Origin of the sequence: Snodgrassella sp. W6238H11 (assembly GCF_016100525.1) — a bacterium.
In the GTDB taxonomy this organism is placed as follows: Bacteria; Pseudomonadota; Gammaproteobacteria; order Burkholderiales; family Neisseriaceae; genus Snodgrassella; species Snodgrassella alvi.
In genome coordinates this window covers 35,800-51,147 of sequence record NZ_JACFSH010000007.1, presented here as the reverse complement: position 1 = coordinate 51,147, position 15,348 = coordinate 35,800, and the positions used below count along the sequence as shown (strand labels likewise).

13 protein-coding genes are annotated in these 15,348 nt (G+C 46.0%); 8 read left to right on the top strand and 5 right to left on the bottom strand.

Features of this window, described 5'->3' with window-relative positions:
- The first annotated feature begins 57 nt into the window (after nt 1–57).
- From H3V00_RS10325 to fba, 3 genes are all read left to right on the top strand, one after another.
- Nucleotides 58–1,608, top strand: a complete 1,551-nt coding sequence (locus H3V00_RS10325; protein ID WP_198207927.1) for an iron ABC transporter permease — start codon at nt 58–60, stop codon at nt 1,606–1,608.
- Nucleotides 1,602–2,537, top strand: a complete 936-nt coding sequence (locus tag H3V00_RS10320) for an ABC transporter ATP-binding protein (protein ID WP_198207929.1) — start codon at nt 1,602–1,604, stop codon at nt 2,535–2,537. Before H3V00_RS10325 ends, H3V00_RS10320 begins: the two co-directional genes overlap by 7 nt.
- 128 nt (nt 2,538–2,665) lie before the next feature.
- Nucleotides 2,666–3,730 (top strand): class II fructose-bisphosphate aldolase, encoded by a 1,065-nt coding sequence (gene fba, locus H3V00_RS10315; protein ID WP_025331513.1) that lies wholly within the window; start codon nt 2,666–2,668, stop codon nt 3,728–3,730.
- Between the two features lie 100 nt (nt 3,731–3,830).
- On the opposite strand, the gene hpaC is transcribed toward fba, so the two are convergent.
- From hpaC to ffh, 5 genes are all read right to left on the bottom strand, one after another.
- Nucleotides 3,831–4,361 (bottom strand): 4-hydroxyphenylacetate 3-monooxygenase, reductase component, encoded by a 531-nt coding sequence (gene hpaC / locus H3V00_RS10310; RefSeq protein ID WP_198207931.1) that lies wholly within the window; start codon nt 4,359–4,361, stop codon nt 3,831–3,833.
- Between the two features lie 4 nt (nt 4,362–4,365).
- Nucleotides 4,366–4,815 carry a homoprotocatechuate degradation operon regulator HpaR gene (gene hpaR / locus H3V00_RS10305; protein WP_037394278.1) on the bottom strand — a complete coding sequence of 150 codons (450 nt, stop codon included), beginning with the start codon at nt 4,813–4,815 and terminating at the stop codon, nt 4,366–4,368.
- Nucleotides 4,816–5,128: 313 nt separating this feature from the next.
- On the bottom strand, nt 5,129–7,975 hold the full coding sequence (locus H3V00_RS10300) for a valine--tRNA ligase (protein ID WP_198207938.1): 2,847 nt from the start codon (nt 7,973–7,975) through the stop codon (nt 5,129–5,131).
- Between the two features lie 424 nt (nt 7,976–8,399).
- Complete coding sequence (locus H3V00_RS10295) at nt 8,400–8,564, bottom strand: SEC-C metal-binding domain-containing protein (RefSeq protein ID WP_084552811.1); 165 nt, start codon at nt 8,562–8,564, stop codon at nt 8,400–8,402.
- Between the two features lie 193 nt (nt 8,565–8,757).
- Nucleotides 8,758–10,116, bottom strand: coding sequence for a signal recognition particle protein (gene ffh, locus H3V00_RS10290; RefSeq protein ID WP_037394288.1), 1,359 nt, complete (start codon nt 10,114–10,116; stop codon nt 8,758–8,760).
- Between the two features lie 224 nt (nt 10,117–10,340).
- On the opposite strand from ffh, the gene H3V00_RS10285 reads away from it, so the two are divergent.
- From H3V00_RS10285 to H3V00_RS10265, 5 genes are all read left to right on the top strand, one after another.
- The gene (locus tag H3V00_RS10285; RefSeq protein WP_037394291.1) at nt 10,341–11,141 is read left to right on the top strand and encodes an inner membrane protein YpjD; all 801 of its coding nucleotides are present in this window, start codon (nt 10,341–10,343) and stop codon (nt 11,139–11,141) included.
- Nucleotides 11,142–11,190: 49 nt separating this feature from the next.
- Nucleotides 11,191–12,588, top strand: coding sequence for an MFS transporter (locus H3V00_RS10280; RefSeq protein ID WP_084587019.1), 1,398 nt, complete (start codon nt 11,191–11,193; stop codon nt 12,586–12,588).
- Between the two features lie 80 nt (nt 12,589–12,668).
- Entirely contained in the window at nt 12,669–13,661 is a 993-nt protein-coding gene (locus H3V00_RS10275) for a nucleoside hydrolase (RefSeq protein WP_084564893.1), read from the top strand.
- Nucleotides 13,662–13,898: 237 nt separating this feature from the next.
- Nucleotides 13,899–14,738 carry a MurR/RpiR family transcriptional regulator gene (locus H3V00_RS10270; protein ID WP_084547476.1) on the top strand — a complete coding sequence of 280 codons (840 nt, stop codon included), beginning with the start codon at nt 13,899–13,901 and terminating at the stop codon, nt 14,736–14,738.
- Between the two features lie 146 nt (nt 14,739–14,884).
- Complete coding sequence (locus H3V00_RS10265) at nt 14,885–15,343, top strand: hypothetical protein (protein ID WP_144370515.1); 459 nt, start codon at nt 14,885–14,887, stop codon at nt 15,341–15,343.
- Nucleotides 15,344–15,348: the final 5 nt, after the last annotated feature.

Sequence of the window (15,348 nt, the reverse complement as noted above, 5' to 3'; positions counted from 1 at the left end):
TACAAATACTGAATCTGAGGTAATCGTCTGGTAAATAAAGATGTAAACGATATTGGGATGAAAGTTCTCAGTTTCGGGCAAAAATTGCTGCCGGGGCTGTTTTCATTACTGCCGCTGTTTTTTTTGCTGGCTGTGGTGCTGTTACCATTGCAGGCAATGCTGCAACAAACGGATGCAGACAGTTTCCGTATGGTGTGGCAGGACGAATATATGCGTCGCTTACTGGGCTGGACAGCTTCACAGGCTGCTATCAGCAGCGTGCTGACGTTGTTGCTGGGTGTACCGGTAGCATGGACGGTTACCCGTTTGCAGTTTAGCGGCCGAAACTGGGTACTGCGTTTGCTGATGCTGCCGTTTGTAATCCCCACTTTAGTAGCCGGTGTGGGTATTCTGGCATTGTTCGGGGCACAGGGTTTGTTGTGGCGCGGCTGGGAAGGTACGCCATGGTTATTGTTATACGGTAATGTATTTTTTAATCTGCCGGTAATGGTACGTGCCGGCTATCAGGGTTTGTGTCAGGTACCGGCAACACGTATGTATGCGGCACAGACACTGGGTGCCGGAACGTGGCAGCTTTTTGTCAGGATTGAAATTCCGCAGATGCTGCCATGGCTGGCCGGTGGTATGTGTCTGGTGTTTTTGTATTGTTTTTCCGGATTTGGTCTGGCTTTATTGCTTGGCGGTGAGCATTACATTACGCTGGAAGTACAGATTTATCAGCTGATAGCTTATGAGCTGGATATGGCACAGGCCGGTGTGCTGGTGTTGTGGGTACTGGCCACAACTTTTCTGTCCGGTATTATATATGCGGTTCTGAGCAGATATTCGGCTCAGAAGGCAGTGATACAGATGTTGCCGCCGCAATTGCCGACAACCGGGCAGAAAGCCGGACTGGTAATGGCTTTGCTGCTGTTGCTGGGATGTTGTGCGCTGCCGCTGCTGGCTGTGTGCTGGCGTGCTTTGCTGGCTGGCAGTTCATGGCTGGTATTACTGGAAAGTACAACGTGGCAGGCAGTACTGAATACTTTAAGCTTTACTTTAATGGCAATCATGCTGGCATTACTGCTGGGTTTTTTGCATGCTGCGCTGGCAAAGCGGCTGATGTGGGTGCGCAGTCTGACATTTTTACCATTTATGGTATCACCAGTGTGTGTGTCATTCGGGCTGTTGTTGTGTTATCCCGGCTGGACAGCATCATTAAGTATGCTGATATGTACGTATGCGCTGCTGGCTTATCCGTTTATTACCAAGGATGTACTGGCCGCATGGGACAGTTTGCCTGACAGTTATACACAGGCTGCGCGTACACTCGGTGCCGGCCGCATGCAAGTATTGCTGTATGTTATTGTGCCTCTGTTACGACCGGCTTTGCAGCGCGGGCTGGCGCTGGCTGCGGCTACCTGTATCGGTGAGTTTGCGGCTACGCTGTTTCTGTCGCGGCCGGAATGGCAGACGCTGACTACACTGATCTATCATTATCTGAGTACCGCCGGACGGGATAATTATGACCGTGCAATGGTGCTGACCTTACTGCTGATGATGCTGACTATACTGATTTTTGCGTTAGTGGAATGGAGTAAGGACAAAAAGGAAACGCATCTATGCTGAGCTGGCAACAAATTAATAAAAAATTTTCCGATAAAGTTGTTGCCGCGGATTTAAGTCTGGAGGTGGCCGACGGTCAGCTGGTAGCGGTACTGGGAGAAAGCGGCAGCGGTAAATCAACTTTGCTGAATATGGCTGCCGGTCTGGTACAACCTGATAGCGGCAATATTTTTATTAACAAAGAAAATATAACTTTTTTATTGCCGGAACAGCGCCGTATCGGGCTGATGTTTCAGGATTATGCTTTATTGCCACATCTGAATGTGTGGCAAAACGTGGCTTTCGGACTGCGTATGCACGGGGTAAGCAAACCGCAAGCACAACAGCAGGCCATGCAAATGCTTGCCGAGGTAGGGCTGTCTGAAGCAGCTGCCCGGCAGGTAGATGTATTATCCGGCGGAGAGCAGCAACGGGTGGCACTGGCCAGAGCACTTGTTCTGCAACCGCAGGCATTGTTGCTGGACGAACCATTTTCAGCACTGGATACAACATTGCGTGCCAGTTTGCAGCAATTAACTGTGCGTTTATTGCGTCAGCAAAAATGTCCGGCTGTACTGGTTACTCACAGCCCGCTGGAGGCTTTTGCGCTGGCTGATCGTATTTGTCTGCTCAGGCATGGCCGCTGGATACAGCAGGGTACCGCTGTACAATTGCTGGCACGACCGGCTGATGCATGGGCTGCGCGTTTACTGGGTTGTGATAATGTCAGCGATGTTTGTTACATTCCGCAAAACGCTCTGCAATATGATCCTGAAAACGGAACACAGGTACAGGTAACAGAAGTATGTGTAACAGCCAGATCATATGATGTACAGTTGCTGCATCCGCAATACGGAATATTACGCTGGTGGCTGCCGCTGCATTACGCTGTGCAGGCAGGAGACTGGCTGCCATTAACAGTGCAACATCAACAAATTGTTTTCTTTCAGTAATACAGTGTCTGTTTGGCGGTAAACTGAATTAGTGGAAGAATGCATGCTCATGCCTACAAAAACGGTGCATAGTGGTATAATTGCGCCGATTTTTTTACCAATTATTGCAAGTACACACGGAGAACCTCATGGCTTTAGTTTCTATGCGCCAACTGCTCGACCATGCTGCGGAAAACAGTTATGGCCTGCCGGCGTTTAATGTCAATAATCTTGAACAAATGCGTGCGATTATGGAAGCGGCCGATGAAGTTAACGCTCCGGTGATTGTGCAGGCCAGTGCCGGTGCACGCAAATATGCCGGTGCCCCGTTTTTACGGCACCTTATTCTGGCTGCCATTGAAGAATTTCCGCATATTCCGGTTGTGATGCATCAGGATCATGGTGCATCACCGGAAGTATGTCAGCGTTCAATTCAGCTGGGCTTTTCATCGGTGATGATGGATGGTTCGCTGCTGAGTGATGCCAAAACACCTTCCACTTATGAATACAATGTAGATGTCACTCGCAAAACTGTCTATATGGCACATGCCTGCGGTGTATCAGTAGAGGGTGAAATCGGCTGTCTGGGTAATCTGGAAACCGGAGATGCCGGTGAGGAAGATGGTGTGGGTGCTGCAGGTAAACTCAGCCATGAACAGATGCTCACCAGTGTGGATGAGGCAGCGCGTTTTGTACAGGATACGGGTGTTGATGCTCTGGCCATTGCTATTGGTACCAGCCATGGCGCCTATAAATTTACCCGTAAGCCGACAGGGGAAGTACTGCGTATCGACCGCATCCGTGAAATTCATGAACGTTTACCTAATACCCATCTGGTTATGCATGGTTCCAGCTCAGTACCGCAGGAATGGTTGCAGGTGATTAACGAATTTGGCGGCAATATTCCGGAAACTTATGGTGTGCCGGTAGAAGAAATTGTCGAAGGTATTAAATACGGTGTACGCAAGGTTAATATTGATACAGATTTGCGTCTGGCCAGCACAGGTGCGATCCGCCGTTTTCTCGCTACACATCCGGCAGAATTTGATCCGCGTAAATACTTTACTGAAACCATTAAAGCCATGAAGCAAGTTTGTATTGATCGTTATGTAGCCTTTGGTGCTGCCGGTCATGCGAGCCAGATTAAGCCAATTTCTTTGGAAAAAATGGCAAATCGTTACGCAGCCGGCGAGCTGGTACAGATTGTAAAATAAGTATTTTTACATGTAATAATGGACTGTCCGGGAAAAGACAGTCCATTATTGTTTATATATTGCTTTTTAGTTTATCTGTCGGTGTGGCAGGAAAATTGATTCAGACACAGTCTGCTTCACAAAATGGTATGGCAGTCTGAGTAAACCGGCGCTGAAAATACAGTAATCCCTGATTTTCCTGTGAATTAATATTTATGTGCTCAACTGCTACATAAAATACGCTGTGGCTGCCCATATCATGGCTGTCGACAATGTGTCCGTGCAAATGCGCCAGTGCTCCTACTAACTGAGGCTGGGCGGAGTGATGATGATTTTGCCAGTTGTTTTGCAGAAAACGCTCGGTTACCGGAACTGATGTTATTCCGGCAAAATGTTCCGCTACATCCTGCTGAGATGAAGCCAGAACGTTAACGCATAAACGCCCGTTGGCGCGGAGAACCGGTTGAATACGGGCGTTGCGGTTAATGCATAATAATAAGGTAGGAGGTGTATCTGTTACCGATGTAACTGCGGTAAGGGTGATGCCATAACGGCCGGCTGAACCTTCGGTGGTAATAACATGTACTGCTGCGGCAACTTTTGACATCGCTTCACGGTATTGTAAAGCTACGGCTGACGGTGGTTGATTCATTTTATTAAGTTTCTGGTTCTTCTTTATCGACAGCAATATTGGTAAATTCTTTCAGCATATTGCCCAGTTGATGTAATTTTTCCTGAGTATAACGCTGTTCCAGTACTTTGTACCGTGCATCTACTGAACGACACAAATCTTCATACAATTTTTCTCCGGCCGGGGTCAGCTTGAGAAAAACTCGACGCTGATCATTGGACGGTTTAAGACGGACTACATAATCCAGTTTTTCCAGTCTTGTCAGGATACCAGTCAGGCTTGGGCGAAGAATGCATGCCTGTTTAGCTAATTCCTGAAAATCCATGATACCATTTTCTGCTAGTAAACGGGTAATACGCCATTGCTGATCAGTGATACCGATATCATTCAGCATCGGGCGAAAATGAGATAATAATGCTTCACGAGCCTGAATCAAGACAATGTTGAGGGACGAGTATTTAGATGTATTAATCACCTGTTTGCTCCAATCTTTCAGTATATCCGGTTCATATAACTTTTCAATATAAAGCGAAAAAGTTATTTTTTACGAATTTTACATAATATTATTATAAATTTGAATAATTATGTGTAAATAAATTACAAAACAAGTACATTGTGTTTAATTAATAGATTGTTTTAGAATAAAAAATTATTTTTTAGTTGATTATTGCAATATTCTTGAAGTAAAAAAAAGAAACCACCAACCCTAATACATGAAAATGATTGCCGGATTTCTCCGGCTGCTACCTGTATTTGTAGTTTGGTGGTTGAGAAGAAATAATTTGTAATTAATTATATTTTTGTAACTGTAAAACAATTTTAGACATTCTGTCCTGTAGTTGAGCCAGTTCGGTACGGTCTTTTTCTACCAGATGCGCAGGTGCCTTATCGGTATAGCCTGGTTTGGCCAGCTTTGCTTCGATTTTATCGATATTTTTCTGTAGTTTTTCTGCTTCTTTTTGCAGTCGTGCCGTTTCAGCAGCTTTATCCACTTCGACTTTCAGCATCAGGCGCGCCCCCTGACATACTGCTACCGGTGCATCATCACTTTCTGGCAAATGGGTTACCTGTCTGGCTTCACTCAGACGTGCCACCAGTGGCAGATATGGAAGAATTTCACCCAGATCGGTATTGCTTTCAACCAGTAAAGGCACTTTTACACTCATCGCCAGCCCCATTTCACCACGCAAATTGCGAACTGAATTAACCAGCTCCTGCAAATAATGCATCTGATTTACCGCATCAGCATTATTCAGACTGCTATCAGCCTGTGGCCATGCGGCCAGTATGATGCTGTCAGTATGTTTTGCGTTAGCCAGTGGTGCAATGGTCTGCCACAGTTCTTCAGTGATAAACGGCATAATTGGATGCAACAGACGCAACACTACTTCCAGAACGCGTACCAGTGTACGTCGTGTTGCACGCTGCTGTGCTTCATCACCACGCTGCAACTGAGTTTTGGCCAGTTCTACATACCAATCACAGTATTCATTCCAGATGAATTCATATAAGGTCTGAGCAGCCATATCGAAACGGTAGGTGTCCAGTGCTTCACTCACTGCTGAAATGGTTTGCTGCAAACGGGTCAGCAGCCATTTGTCAACAAAGCTGTAACTTAGCGGCAGACTTTCATCCTGCCCGCAATCGTGATTTTCAATATTCATCAGCACAAAACGGCTGGCATTCCACAATTTATTGCAGAAATTACGATAGCCTTCGGCACGTTTGAAATCGAAATTGATACTGCGGCCCAGGCTGGCATAGCTGGCCATAGTGAAACGCAGAGCATCAGCACCGAATACCGGAATGCCGTCAGGAAACAGTTTTTGTGTCGCTTTAATTACCTGCGGCGCTTTTTCCGGGCGGCGCAAACCGGTAGTACGTTTAACCAGCAGGTTTTCCAGATCGATACCGTCAATCAAATCCACCGGGTCAATGACATTGCCTTCAGATTTGGACATCTTCTTACCTTCATGGTCACGCACCATGCCATGAATATATACATCATGAAAAGGTACTTTACCGGTGAAGTGGGTCGTCATCATAATCATGCGTGCTACCCAGAAGAAAATAATTTCATAACCGGTTACCAATACCTGAGAAGGCAGGAATGCCTGCAATTCCGGTGTTTTTTCCGGCCAGCCAAGAGTAGAAAACGGCACCAGAGCTGAAGAAAACCAAGTGTCCAGTACATCTTCGTCACGGGTCAGAACCGCATCTTCACCCGCCTGTGCCTGTGCTTCGGCTTCATTACGCGCTACATAAACACGACCGTTCTGGTCGTACCATGCCGGAATCTGGTGACCCCACCACAGCTGGCGGGAGATACACCAGTCCTGAATATTGTTCATCCACTGGTTATAAGTATTAACCCAGTTTTCCGGAATAAAGCGTACTTGTCCGCTTTCCACTGCATGAATACATTTTTCAGTCAGGGTTTTACCTTTAAATTCTGATTCCGGTTCAGGGTTGGCAACATTATTATCAGCACTGCGGGTCATAGCCACAAACCACTGACTGGTCAGCATTGGTTCGATTACACTGCCGGTACGGTCACCTTTAGGTGTCATCAGTTTGTGTTCTTCCACTTTTACCAGTAAACCCTGAGCTTCAAGGTCTGCGACCATCTGTTTGCGTGCAGCAAAACGATCCAGTCCGGCATATTGTGCCGGTAACGTAATACCAGCTTGAGTCTGACCCTGAAAATCAAATACTTCTGCCTGCGGTAGTATTCTGGCATCCAGACTGAGTACATTAATCAGTGCAGTCTGATGACGTTTACCCACTTCATAGTCATTAAAATCGTGAGCCGGTGTGATTTTAACGCAGCCGGTACCAAAATCTTTATCTACATACTCATCAGCAATCACTGGAATAGTGCGGCCGGATAACGGCAATACCAGCTGTTTTCCGATGAAACCGGCATAACGTTCATCATCGGGATGTACCGCTACGGCTACGTCGCCCAGTAAAGTTTCCGGACGGGTAGTGGCAACAATCAGAGCGTTGTCCGGGTCATCGGCTAGTGGGTAACGGATATGCCACATATGGCCGTTTTCTTCGATATTTTCCACTTCCAGATCTGATACAGCTGTACCCAGTACCGGATCCCAGTTCACCAGCCGTTTACCGCGATAAATCAGACCCTGCTCAAATAGGCGTACAAATACTTCGGTAACCACTTCGGCACGTACATCGTCCATTGTGAAATATTCACGGCTCCAGTCTACAGAGCAGCCGACACGGCGCATCTGTTCGGTAATGGTGCCGCCGGAGAATTTTTTCCAGTCCCAGATTTTGGCAATAAATGCTTCCCGGCCTAAATCATGGCGGGTAATGTTTTCTACCGCCAGCTGGCGTTCCACCACAATTTGCGTAGCAATACCGGCATGGTCAGAGCCGGGAATCCAGCACACATTTTCACCTTTCATGCGGTGATAACGGGTAAGACCATCCATAATGGTCTGGTTAAATGCATGCCCCATATGCAGGGTGCCAGTTACATTAGGCGGTGGCAGCTGAATAGCGAAAGAAGGTTTGCTTAAATCCAGTGACGGTGCAAAATAGCCGCGTTGTTCCCATTGCTGATATAAACGGGTTTCGATTTCACTCGGAGAATATTGGGTGTTTAACATGGTTACGAATTGGAAAAAAATCAAAAAATAAGATTCTGATTATAACCCATGCGCTGAGGCATGGTTTAAGACGATGCGCTTTTGTCAGAATCCGGATATCAAAGTAAACAGTCTTATTTTCAAAATAGAGGTTAAGTCGAATAAACGATTAGTTATTAAGCAAATGTCATAAATGAAAATTATGAGTACAGGCGGATAATTAACTAATAAATATATATTTCTGCTGCCTTATCTGTTTATTATCTGTGCAGGCGGGATAAAACTGTGCAGAAGCCCAATCAATTATCCCCCCGGTATGCGTAGAATACAGGGGGAAGTAATTAAAAGTGGATTAAATCAGTAGCAGTGATTACTGGCAGACATCAGCGGAAGTAGTCATGTCTGTTGCTGCCATCGAAAGCAGCCGGTTTTCAGACAACACTTCTTAAAAGCTGCGGCCGGAGTTGCATGGACAGGGATCATTGCGTCCCAGCTTTTCATGCAGAACTTTGTCACCATGAACAGTTCTTATCATTCCGCGTTTAACGTTGGTTTCTGACGGGAAGCCTCTGCGGCGTTTGCTGGTTGGCTCAAAAAAAGCCTTTATCATTAAATTTGCGCATTATCGTACTCCTTTTTAAAATAATGTAATTAAACAGCAATCATAAATTGCTCGGAATATTTTACAGTAAAAAATATAAGATTATCCATGCCGGATGCTTGTCATAAGCTATCTTCAGGAGATAGCAGAAAATAAAAAAACTGCCTGAATCTGAATTCAGGCAGTGTATTAAAAATACAGGTTATTGCGGCATGATACCTTTCATGCCTTTGGCCAGACGCATCAGTTTACCCATACCACCCTTGGTAAATGATTTCATCATTTTTTGTGACTGCTCAAATTGTTTGAGCATTTTATTCACTTCCTGCACGGTAACGCCGGAACCATTGGCAATGCGGCGTTTACGGCTGGCTTTAATCAGCAGCGGATTGGCGCGTTCTTTGGCAGTCATTGAGTTGATAATGGCTTCCACACGACTCATGGCTTTTTCTGCCGTGCCTTCCGGTACCTGTTTGGCCATTTGTCCCATATCGCCCGGCAGCTTAGACATAATGGATTCAATTCCACCCATTTTACGCATCTGCTGAATTTGTGCTTTAAAGTCATTCAGGTCAAAACCTTTGCCTTTATGCAGTTTTTTTGCCATCTGCTGCGCGGTTTTTTCATCAATGCCTTTTTGTACATCTTCAATCAGTGAAAGTACATCCCCCATGCCGAGAATGCGCGAAGCCAGACGATCCGGATAAAACGGTTCCAGCCCGTTGATTTTTTCACCTACACCAATAAATTTAATCGGTTTGCCAGTTACATGACGTACAGACAAAGCGGCACCCCCACGGGCATCGCCATCCATTTTGGTTAATACCACACCTGTCAGAGGCAGCGTATCATTAAAAGCCTGTGCTGTATTTACGGCATCCTGACCCTGCATGGCATCTACTACAAACAGAGTTTCTACCGGATTAATCGCTGCATGTATTTGCCGGATTTCATCCATCATTTTCTGGTCAATAGCCAGCCGGCCGGCGGTATCCACCATCAGTACATCATAAAAATGTTTTTTGGCATGATCCAGAGCATTTAATGCAATGGTCACCGGCTGTTCACCTTCGTGTGATGGGAAAAAATCCACTTCAACCTGTTGTGCCAGCAATTTTAGCTGCTCTATTGCCGCCGGACGGTATACGTCGGCAGAAACCACCAGCACCTTTTTCTTCTGCTCATTTTTCAGCAGCCGGGCCAGTTTGCCCACCGTAGTGGTTTTACCCGCACCCTGCAAACCTGCCATCAGAATCACGGCTGGTGGAACTGCAGCCAGATTCAGACTGCTGTTTTGTGTGCCCATCAGTTCGGTAAGGGCATCGTTTACCACACCAACAAAAGCTTGCCCGGGTGTGAGACTACCAATGACTTCCTGCCCGACTGCACGTTCTTTTACCGAAGCCATAAACGTTTTTACAACTGGCAGGGCAACGTCTGCTTCGAGTAATGCCATACGTACTTCACGCAGGGCATCTTTGATATTGTCTTCACTCAAACGCGCCTGTCCGCGCAGAGTTTTCGCGATTTTACTAAAGCGATCTGATAGATTGTCTAACATCGAAACCATCTCCGGCTAATTGTAAGCAGCCTGTATATGTTCGGTGAAAATTGCCTGTTGCCAGTCAATTCGCACAATAAATAGGTATGATAAGTAGCAATTTGGTTATAAAATGGCACCCCGTTGCTATACCTGCCTGTATTTTTTAGCAGGCATAGTAATAATAAATACCTATTTTACACTACGCGCGCCAATTTTTGGCGCGCTATTGCTGCGGAAAAATCATGAGCTTATTGCTGCTGGTGCTTATTCTTGCTTATGTCGTGCTTTCTGTACTGGCATGGCGGTTCTGGCAACGTCATACTGATGTGCCTTATCCGTTGCGGGGTGAGCAGTCACTGTTACTGCTGATATTGCTGCTGCATACCTTCGTCGTATGGCAGCCAATGTTGCAGCAGCATGTACTGCTGGTGGGGTTCGGTCAGGCACTCAATCTGATTACCTGGTTAATGGTAATGCTGTATTGGGTGGGCAGTTTTCGCTATCGCCTGCAGGGATTACAGCTGGCGCTGTTTCCCTGTTCGGCACTCGTACTGTTGATTGCCTTACTGCTGCCCGGACAGGCTATTGCTTATCCGATGCACAACACAGCATTCATGATACATGTTTTGTCGGCATTGCTGGCTTATGCCCTCTTTGGCATTACAACCTTGCTGGCTGTGCTCATGCTGGTACGCAATCATTATCTGCACCGGCGTAAAACTGTTCCGCAGCAATCATTCCTGCCGCCTTTGCTGGCTATTGAAAAATTAATGTTTCAAGGCCTGCAGGCGGGTTTTGTGCTTCTGACTATAGCGGCTGTCAGCGGCACAGTATTTTCCGAAGCTGTATTTGGTGAGCCGGCACGTTTTAATCATAAAACGGTATTCGGCGTGCTGTCATGGATAATCTATCTGGTTATCCTGCTCAGACATCATATGCAGGCATGGCGCGGGAAAAAAGTGGCATGGTGGGTTATTGTGTCATTTGTCAGCCTGATGCTGGCTTATTTTGGCAGCAAGTTTGTGCTGGAAATTTTGTTTTAATCTTTTTTGTAACTAGTTTCACCCTGATTTGTAACCATAGGATATTTGAATGAGTGACTTACAATCGTCAGTTGACAGCCCGAAGAAGAGCGCAGCTGAACAGCGTTTAGCCACACCTGAAGGACGACGGGAATTTATTAAGGCAACACTTTCCTGCTGGCTCGGAACCACCATGGAGTATGTGGATTTTGCTTTATACGGTCTGGCCGCAGGGCTGGTATTCGGAGATGTGTTTTTTCCCGAATTAACGCCTGCAATTGCTCTTCTGTCCAGTTTTGCCACTTATTCAGTCGGCTTTGTTGCCCGCCCGATCGGTGCCATATTTTTTGGCCGTCTTGGCGACCTTAAAGGACGTAAATTTGTACTGGTAACTACTATTGCCCTGATGGGCATTTCCACTACGCTGATTGGTCTTATCCCTAGTTATGCCACTATCGGGATATGGGCACCACTTCTTTTAGCTGTACTGCGTTTTATGCAGGGCTTCGGGGCCGGAGCCGAACTTTCCGGCGCTACAGTAATGCTGGGAGAATATGCACCACCTAAACACCGCGGTCTGATTGCTTCTATTATTGGCATCGGTTCTAACAGTGGTACACTGGTCGCTTCATCTGTCTGGCTGCTGGTGTTAATGCTGGATAAAGAAGATGTAGCCAGCTGGGGATGGCGGATACCATTTATTCTCAGTGCACTGATAGCTATTGCCGCTACTCTTATTCGCCGCCATGTACGGGAAACTCCGGTATTCGAGCAAGAACAAAATGAAGTTAAACAAACCCGGGTGCAAAAAACTGAAATATCAGCTTCACAAACTACGGTGACAGCTGAAAAAACTTCCTTTCTGGCACGTAATAAAGCATTTTTCGTCATGCTGGGCTTGCGTATCGGTGAAAACGGCCCATCTTACCTGGCACAGGGATTTGTTATCGGCTATGTGGTCAAATTTCTGAAAGTGAATCAAACTGTTGCTACTTCTGCAGTATTTGTTGCGTCTTTGTTAGGCTTTTTTGTGATTCCGCTTGCCGGCTGGTTATCCGACCGGTTTGGCCGCCGTATTGTTTACCGCTGGTTCTGTTTTCTGCTGATGCTGTACGCTATTCCGGCTTATATGTTTCTGGAAACACGAGATCCTTTTATTGTAGCTAGTATTATTGTTATTGGTATGTGTCTGGCATCACTGGGTATTTTCGGTGTACAGGCAGCCTATGGAGTAGAACTGTTCGGGGTGCGTAACCGTTATTCCAAAATGGCTCTGGCTAAAGAGCTCGGAGGCATCATGTCTGGTGGTATTGCGCCATTAGTTGCCTCAGCATTGCTGGCTCAGTATGGTACATGGTGGCCGATTGCAATTTATTTTGCAGCAATGGCAGGCATTGGCTTTATAACTACATTCTATGCACCGGAAACTCGCGGCCGCGACCTGAATGCAGTAGAAGACGCCATTTAACTGCTTTAACAAATTGATAGAATCACCAATAACGGAGTCAGTTACTGACTCCGTTATAATTGAAGCACAGGTAAATATTTATGAAGCGTATCGTAATTGACTGTGATCCCGGTAATGGTATTGCAGGCGCGAATGTAGATGACGGGCTGGCGCTGGCGCTGGCACTGGCTGCAGATTCAATTAAACTGGAATTGATTACCATTGTGGCTGGTAATACACCACGGGATACCGGTTTTCAGGTAGCACACCAATTAATGCAGGAATTGAATCAAAGCATCCCAGTAGTAAAAGGAGCTGCTCAGGCATTACTTGAACCGGCTGCCCCATGGCGAGAACAACTGGATAATAATGTACGCAAACAGGGATTATTGTCTTTATGGGACAATCTGCCACCGCTGCCGCCATTAAATGATCACAGTGCGCCACATGCAGCTCAGGCAATTGGTGAACTGGTGTGTAATAACCCCGGTGAAATTACCGTGGTGGCTATTGGTCCGTTAACCAATATTGCCCATACCATCCAGCTTTATCCTGATTTTGCCCGGTCTGTTGCCGAAATTGTCATCATGGGCGGTGTATTTCAGCTGGACAGCTACCTTAAGGACACCAACTTTGCCGTTGATCCTGAAGCAGCCAAAATTGTTATCGAGAGTGGAGCCAATATTACCCTTGCACCGCTGGACGTAACTACACAGACACTACTCACCCATCAGGATCTGGATAAACTTCAGAGCTTTGCCAATCCGCTTGCAGATTTTATTGTCCGTACATCACGTCCGTGGATGGACTATTCTATTCAGACACGCCAGCTGGCTGGTTGCTGGATTCATGATGTATTGTGTGTCGCCAAGCTGATTGATGAAAGCGTTGTTACCAGCTCGCCTTATATTGTTGATGTATCCACTGCGCGTGACTGTACCCGTGCCAGCAGCCGTCGCTGGAAAGAGGGTGCACTCAGACTGACTGTTGGTATGCCGCCGGTCAGTCATCAGCCTGTTAATGTAATGGAGCAGGTAGATAATCAGCGTTTACTTGAAATTATATTTAATGCATTAGGTCAGTATCGCTGCTAGAAAATATCAGAATATCTTACAGTAATAACAAAAATCTGTTCTAATACCGCTATAATAAATATTTATGGTTTTAATAACCATCATGATAACGATAATCCGCATCAGAATATTGCATTTGTTTATTTCAGTGTTAGCATAGGCACGCAATACAAGAGAAATTAGCAGGTTTACCATGTATAAATTAATTATCAATATTTCTCTTCCTGTTTTGTGGCGACAACAAAACAGGAGAGCATAATGTTAGCCAAAATCAGTCAGAAATTACCTGAATTATCTTCAGCAGAACGTCGGGTGGCTGAATGTGTACTGGCGCAGACTAAGTGGTTTGTACACGCAGCTGTAGCCAATATTGCTAAAGAGGCACGTGTCAGCCAGCCTACGGTTATCCGTTTTTGCCGCAGCATGGGCTATAGCGGGTTACCTGAATTTAAACTCAATCTTTCTGCCAGTATCGGTCATGACGGCATGCCATATGTCCATGAAGAACTCAATAGCACAGATTCTATGCAGGACGTGCTGAATAAAGTTATAGCCAGTACCGCAGCCACAGTGCTTGGCAGCCGTAAATCTCTTAATGCGGCTGACTTGGAAACCGCAGTCAGGCTGATGGCCAAAGCGCGCCGTATAGAATTCTATGGGGCAGGCAATTCAGGTATTGTCGCAATGGATGCTCAGCACAAACTTTTCCGTTTTGGTTTGTCTACAGTTGCCTATACCGATAGTCATGTACAACTGATGGCTGCTGCCGTATTGTCACCACAAGATGTGCTGGTTGTTATTTCGCATTCAGGTTCTTCACGAGATTTACTTGATGCAATTAAAATTGCCAAGGGTAACGGCGCCAAAGTAATCGCTCTTACCCGTGCCGGATCACCCGTCGCACAAGCCTGTGACTGTGTCATTAGTGTTGTTACCCCTGAAGACAGCGAAAAATATACCCCGATGATTTCCCGTCTGCTGCAGCTGATGGTAGTTGATATGCTGACTATTGGCCTGGCCTTGCATCTGGGCGAAAATGTAAGCGAAATGCTGGCAAAAACCAAGGCAGGAGTTAAGCTGAAATTTTTACAACACTAATTTCAGCAGAAAAACAGCTTTTAGTATGATTCACTATCAGCCAATATGATTACCTGTATGAAGTTTCTGCCGGTTGTCAGCGGGTTTGTGCATTGTCCCCTCAGGCACGGTATTTATCTTAAATTATTACAACGAAATGAGTGCTAGTGAGTAACAAAACCCGTCAAATTAAACGTCAGACCGAACAGCAGAAAAAGGTTAAAACTTCAGAAGCGGCTACGCAGCAGAAAAGAGGCTCTGCCATTTTGGTAGGTATTATTGCTATTTGTCTGCTTGCCGGAGGGCTGTATATCGGCGGCTGGTTTAATCTGGTTACGCCGGCACAGATTCAGCAGTGTGAAACAGCAGTCAGACAAACATTTCCACAGGCTGCTGATCAGAATGTCTTGCTGCCCAAATGTAATAATCGCCATATGATTGAAGGCATGAGCAGCCCGGGCAGCCAGAAACTGAGTTCTAAACAGATACTGGACAGTCTGGATGTGGGCAAAACTGTTGATTTAGTTTCCATGTTTATCGGTGGTGCGCTGATTGGTGCGGCTATTGCTGCATTTGCAGCCAGCTACCGTATTTTCCAGCGCAAGCTTGGTAAAAATACCGATTGATTTAA

Excerpts from the sequence above, each read along its gene's own strand:
- H3V00_RS10325 (WP_198207927.1), top strand. The coding sequence starts at position 58 with ATGAAAGTTCTCAGTTTCGGGCAAAAATTGCTGCCGGGGCTGTTTTCA.
- H3V00_RS10320 (WP_198207929.1), top strand. The coding sequence starts at position 1,602 with ATGCTGAGCTGGCAACAAATTAATAAAAAATTTTCCGATAAAGTTGTT.
- fba (WP_025331513.1), top strand. The coding sequence starts at position 2,666 with ATGGCTTTAGTTTCTATGCGCCAACTGCTCGACCATGCTGCGGAAAAC.
- hpaC (WP_198207931.1), bottom strand. The coding sequence starts at position 4,361 with ATGAATCAACCACCGTCAGCCGTAGCTTTACAATACCGTGAAGCGATG.
- H3V00_RS10300 (WP_198207938.1), bottom strand. The coding sequence starts at position 7,975 with ATGTTAAACACCCAATATTCTCCGAGTGAAATCGAAACCCGTTTATAT.
- H3V00_RS10295 (WP_084552811.1), bottom strand. The coding sequence starts at position 8,564 with ATGATAAAGGCTTTTTTTGAGCCAACCAGCAAACGCCGCAGAGGCTTC.
- ffh (WP_037394288.1), bottom strand. The coding sequence starts at position 10,116 with ATGTTAGACAATCTATCAGATCGCTTTAGTAAAATCGCGAAAACTCTG.
- H3V00_RS10285 (WP_037394291.1), top strand. The coding sequence starts at position 10,341 with ATGAGCTTATTGCTGCTGGTGCTTATTCTTGCTTATGTCGTGCTTTCT.
- H3V00_RS10280 (WP_084587019.1), top strand. The coding sequence starts at position 11,191 with ATGAGTGACTTACAATCGTCAGTTGACAGCCCGAAGAAGAGCGCAGCT.
- H3V00_RS10275 (WP_084564893.1), top strand. The coding sequence starts at position 12,669 with ATGAAGCGTATCGTAATTGACTGTGATCCCGGTAATGGTATTGCAGGC.
- H3V00_RS10270 (WP_084547476.1), top strand. The coding sequence starts at position 13,899 with ATGTTAGCCAAAATCAGTCAGAAATTACCTGAATTATCTTCAGCAGAA.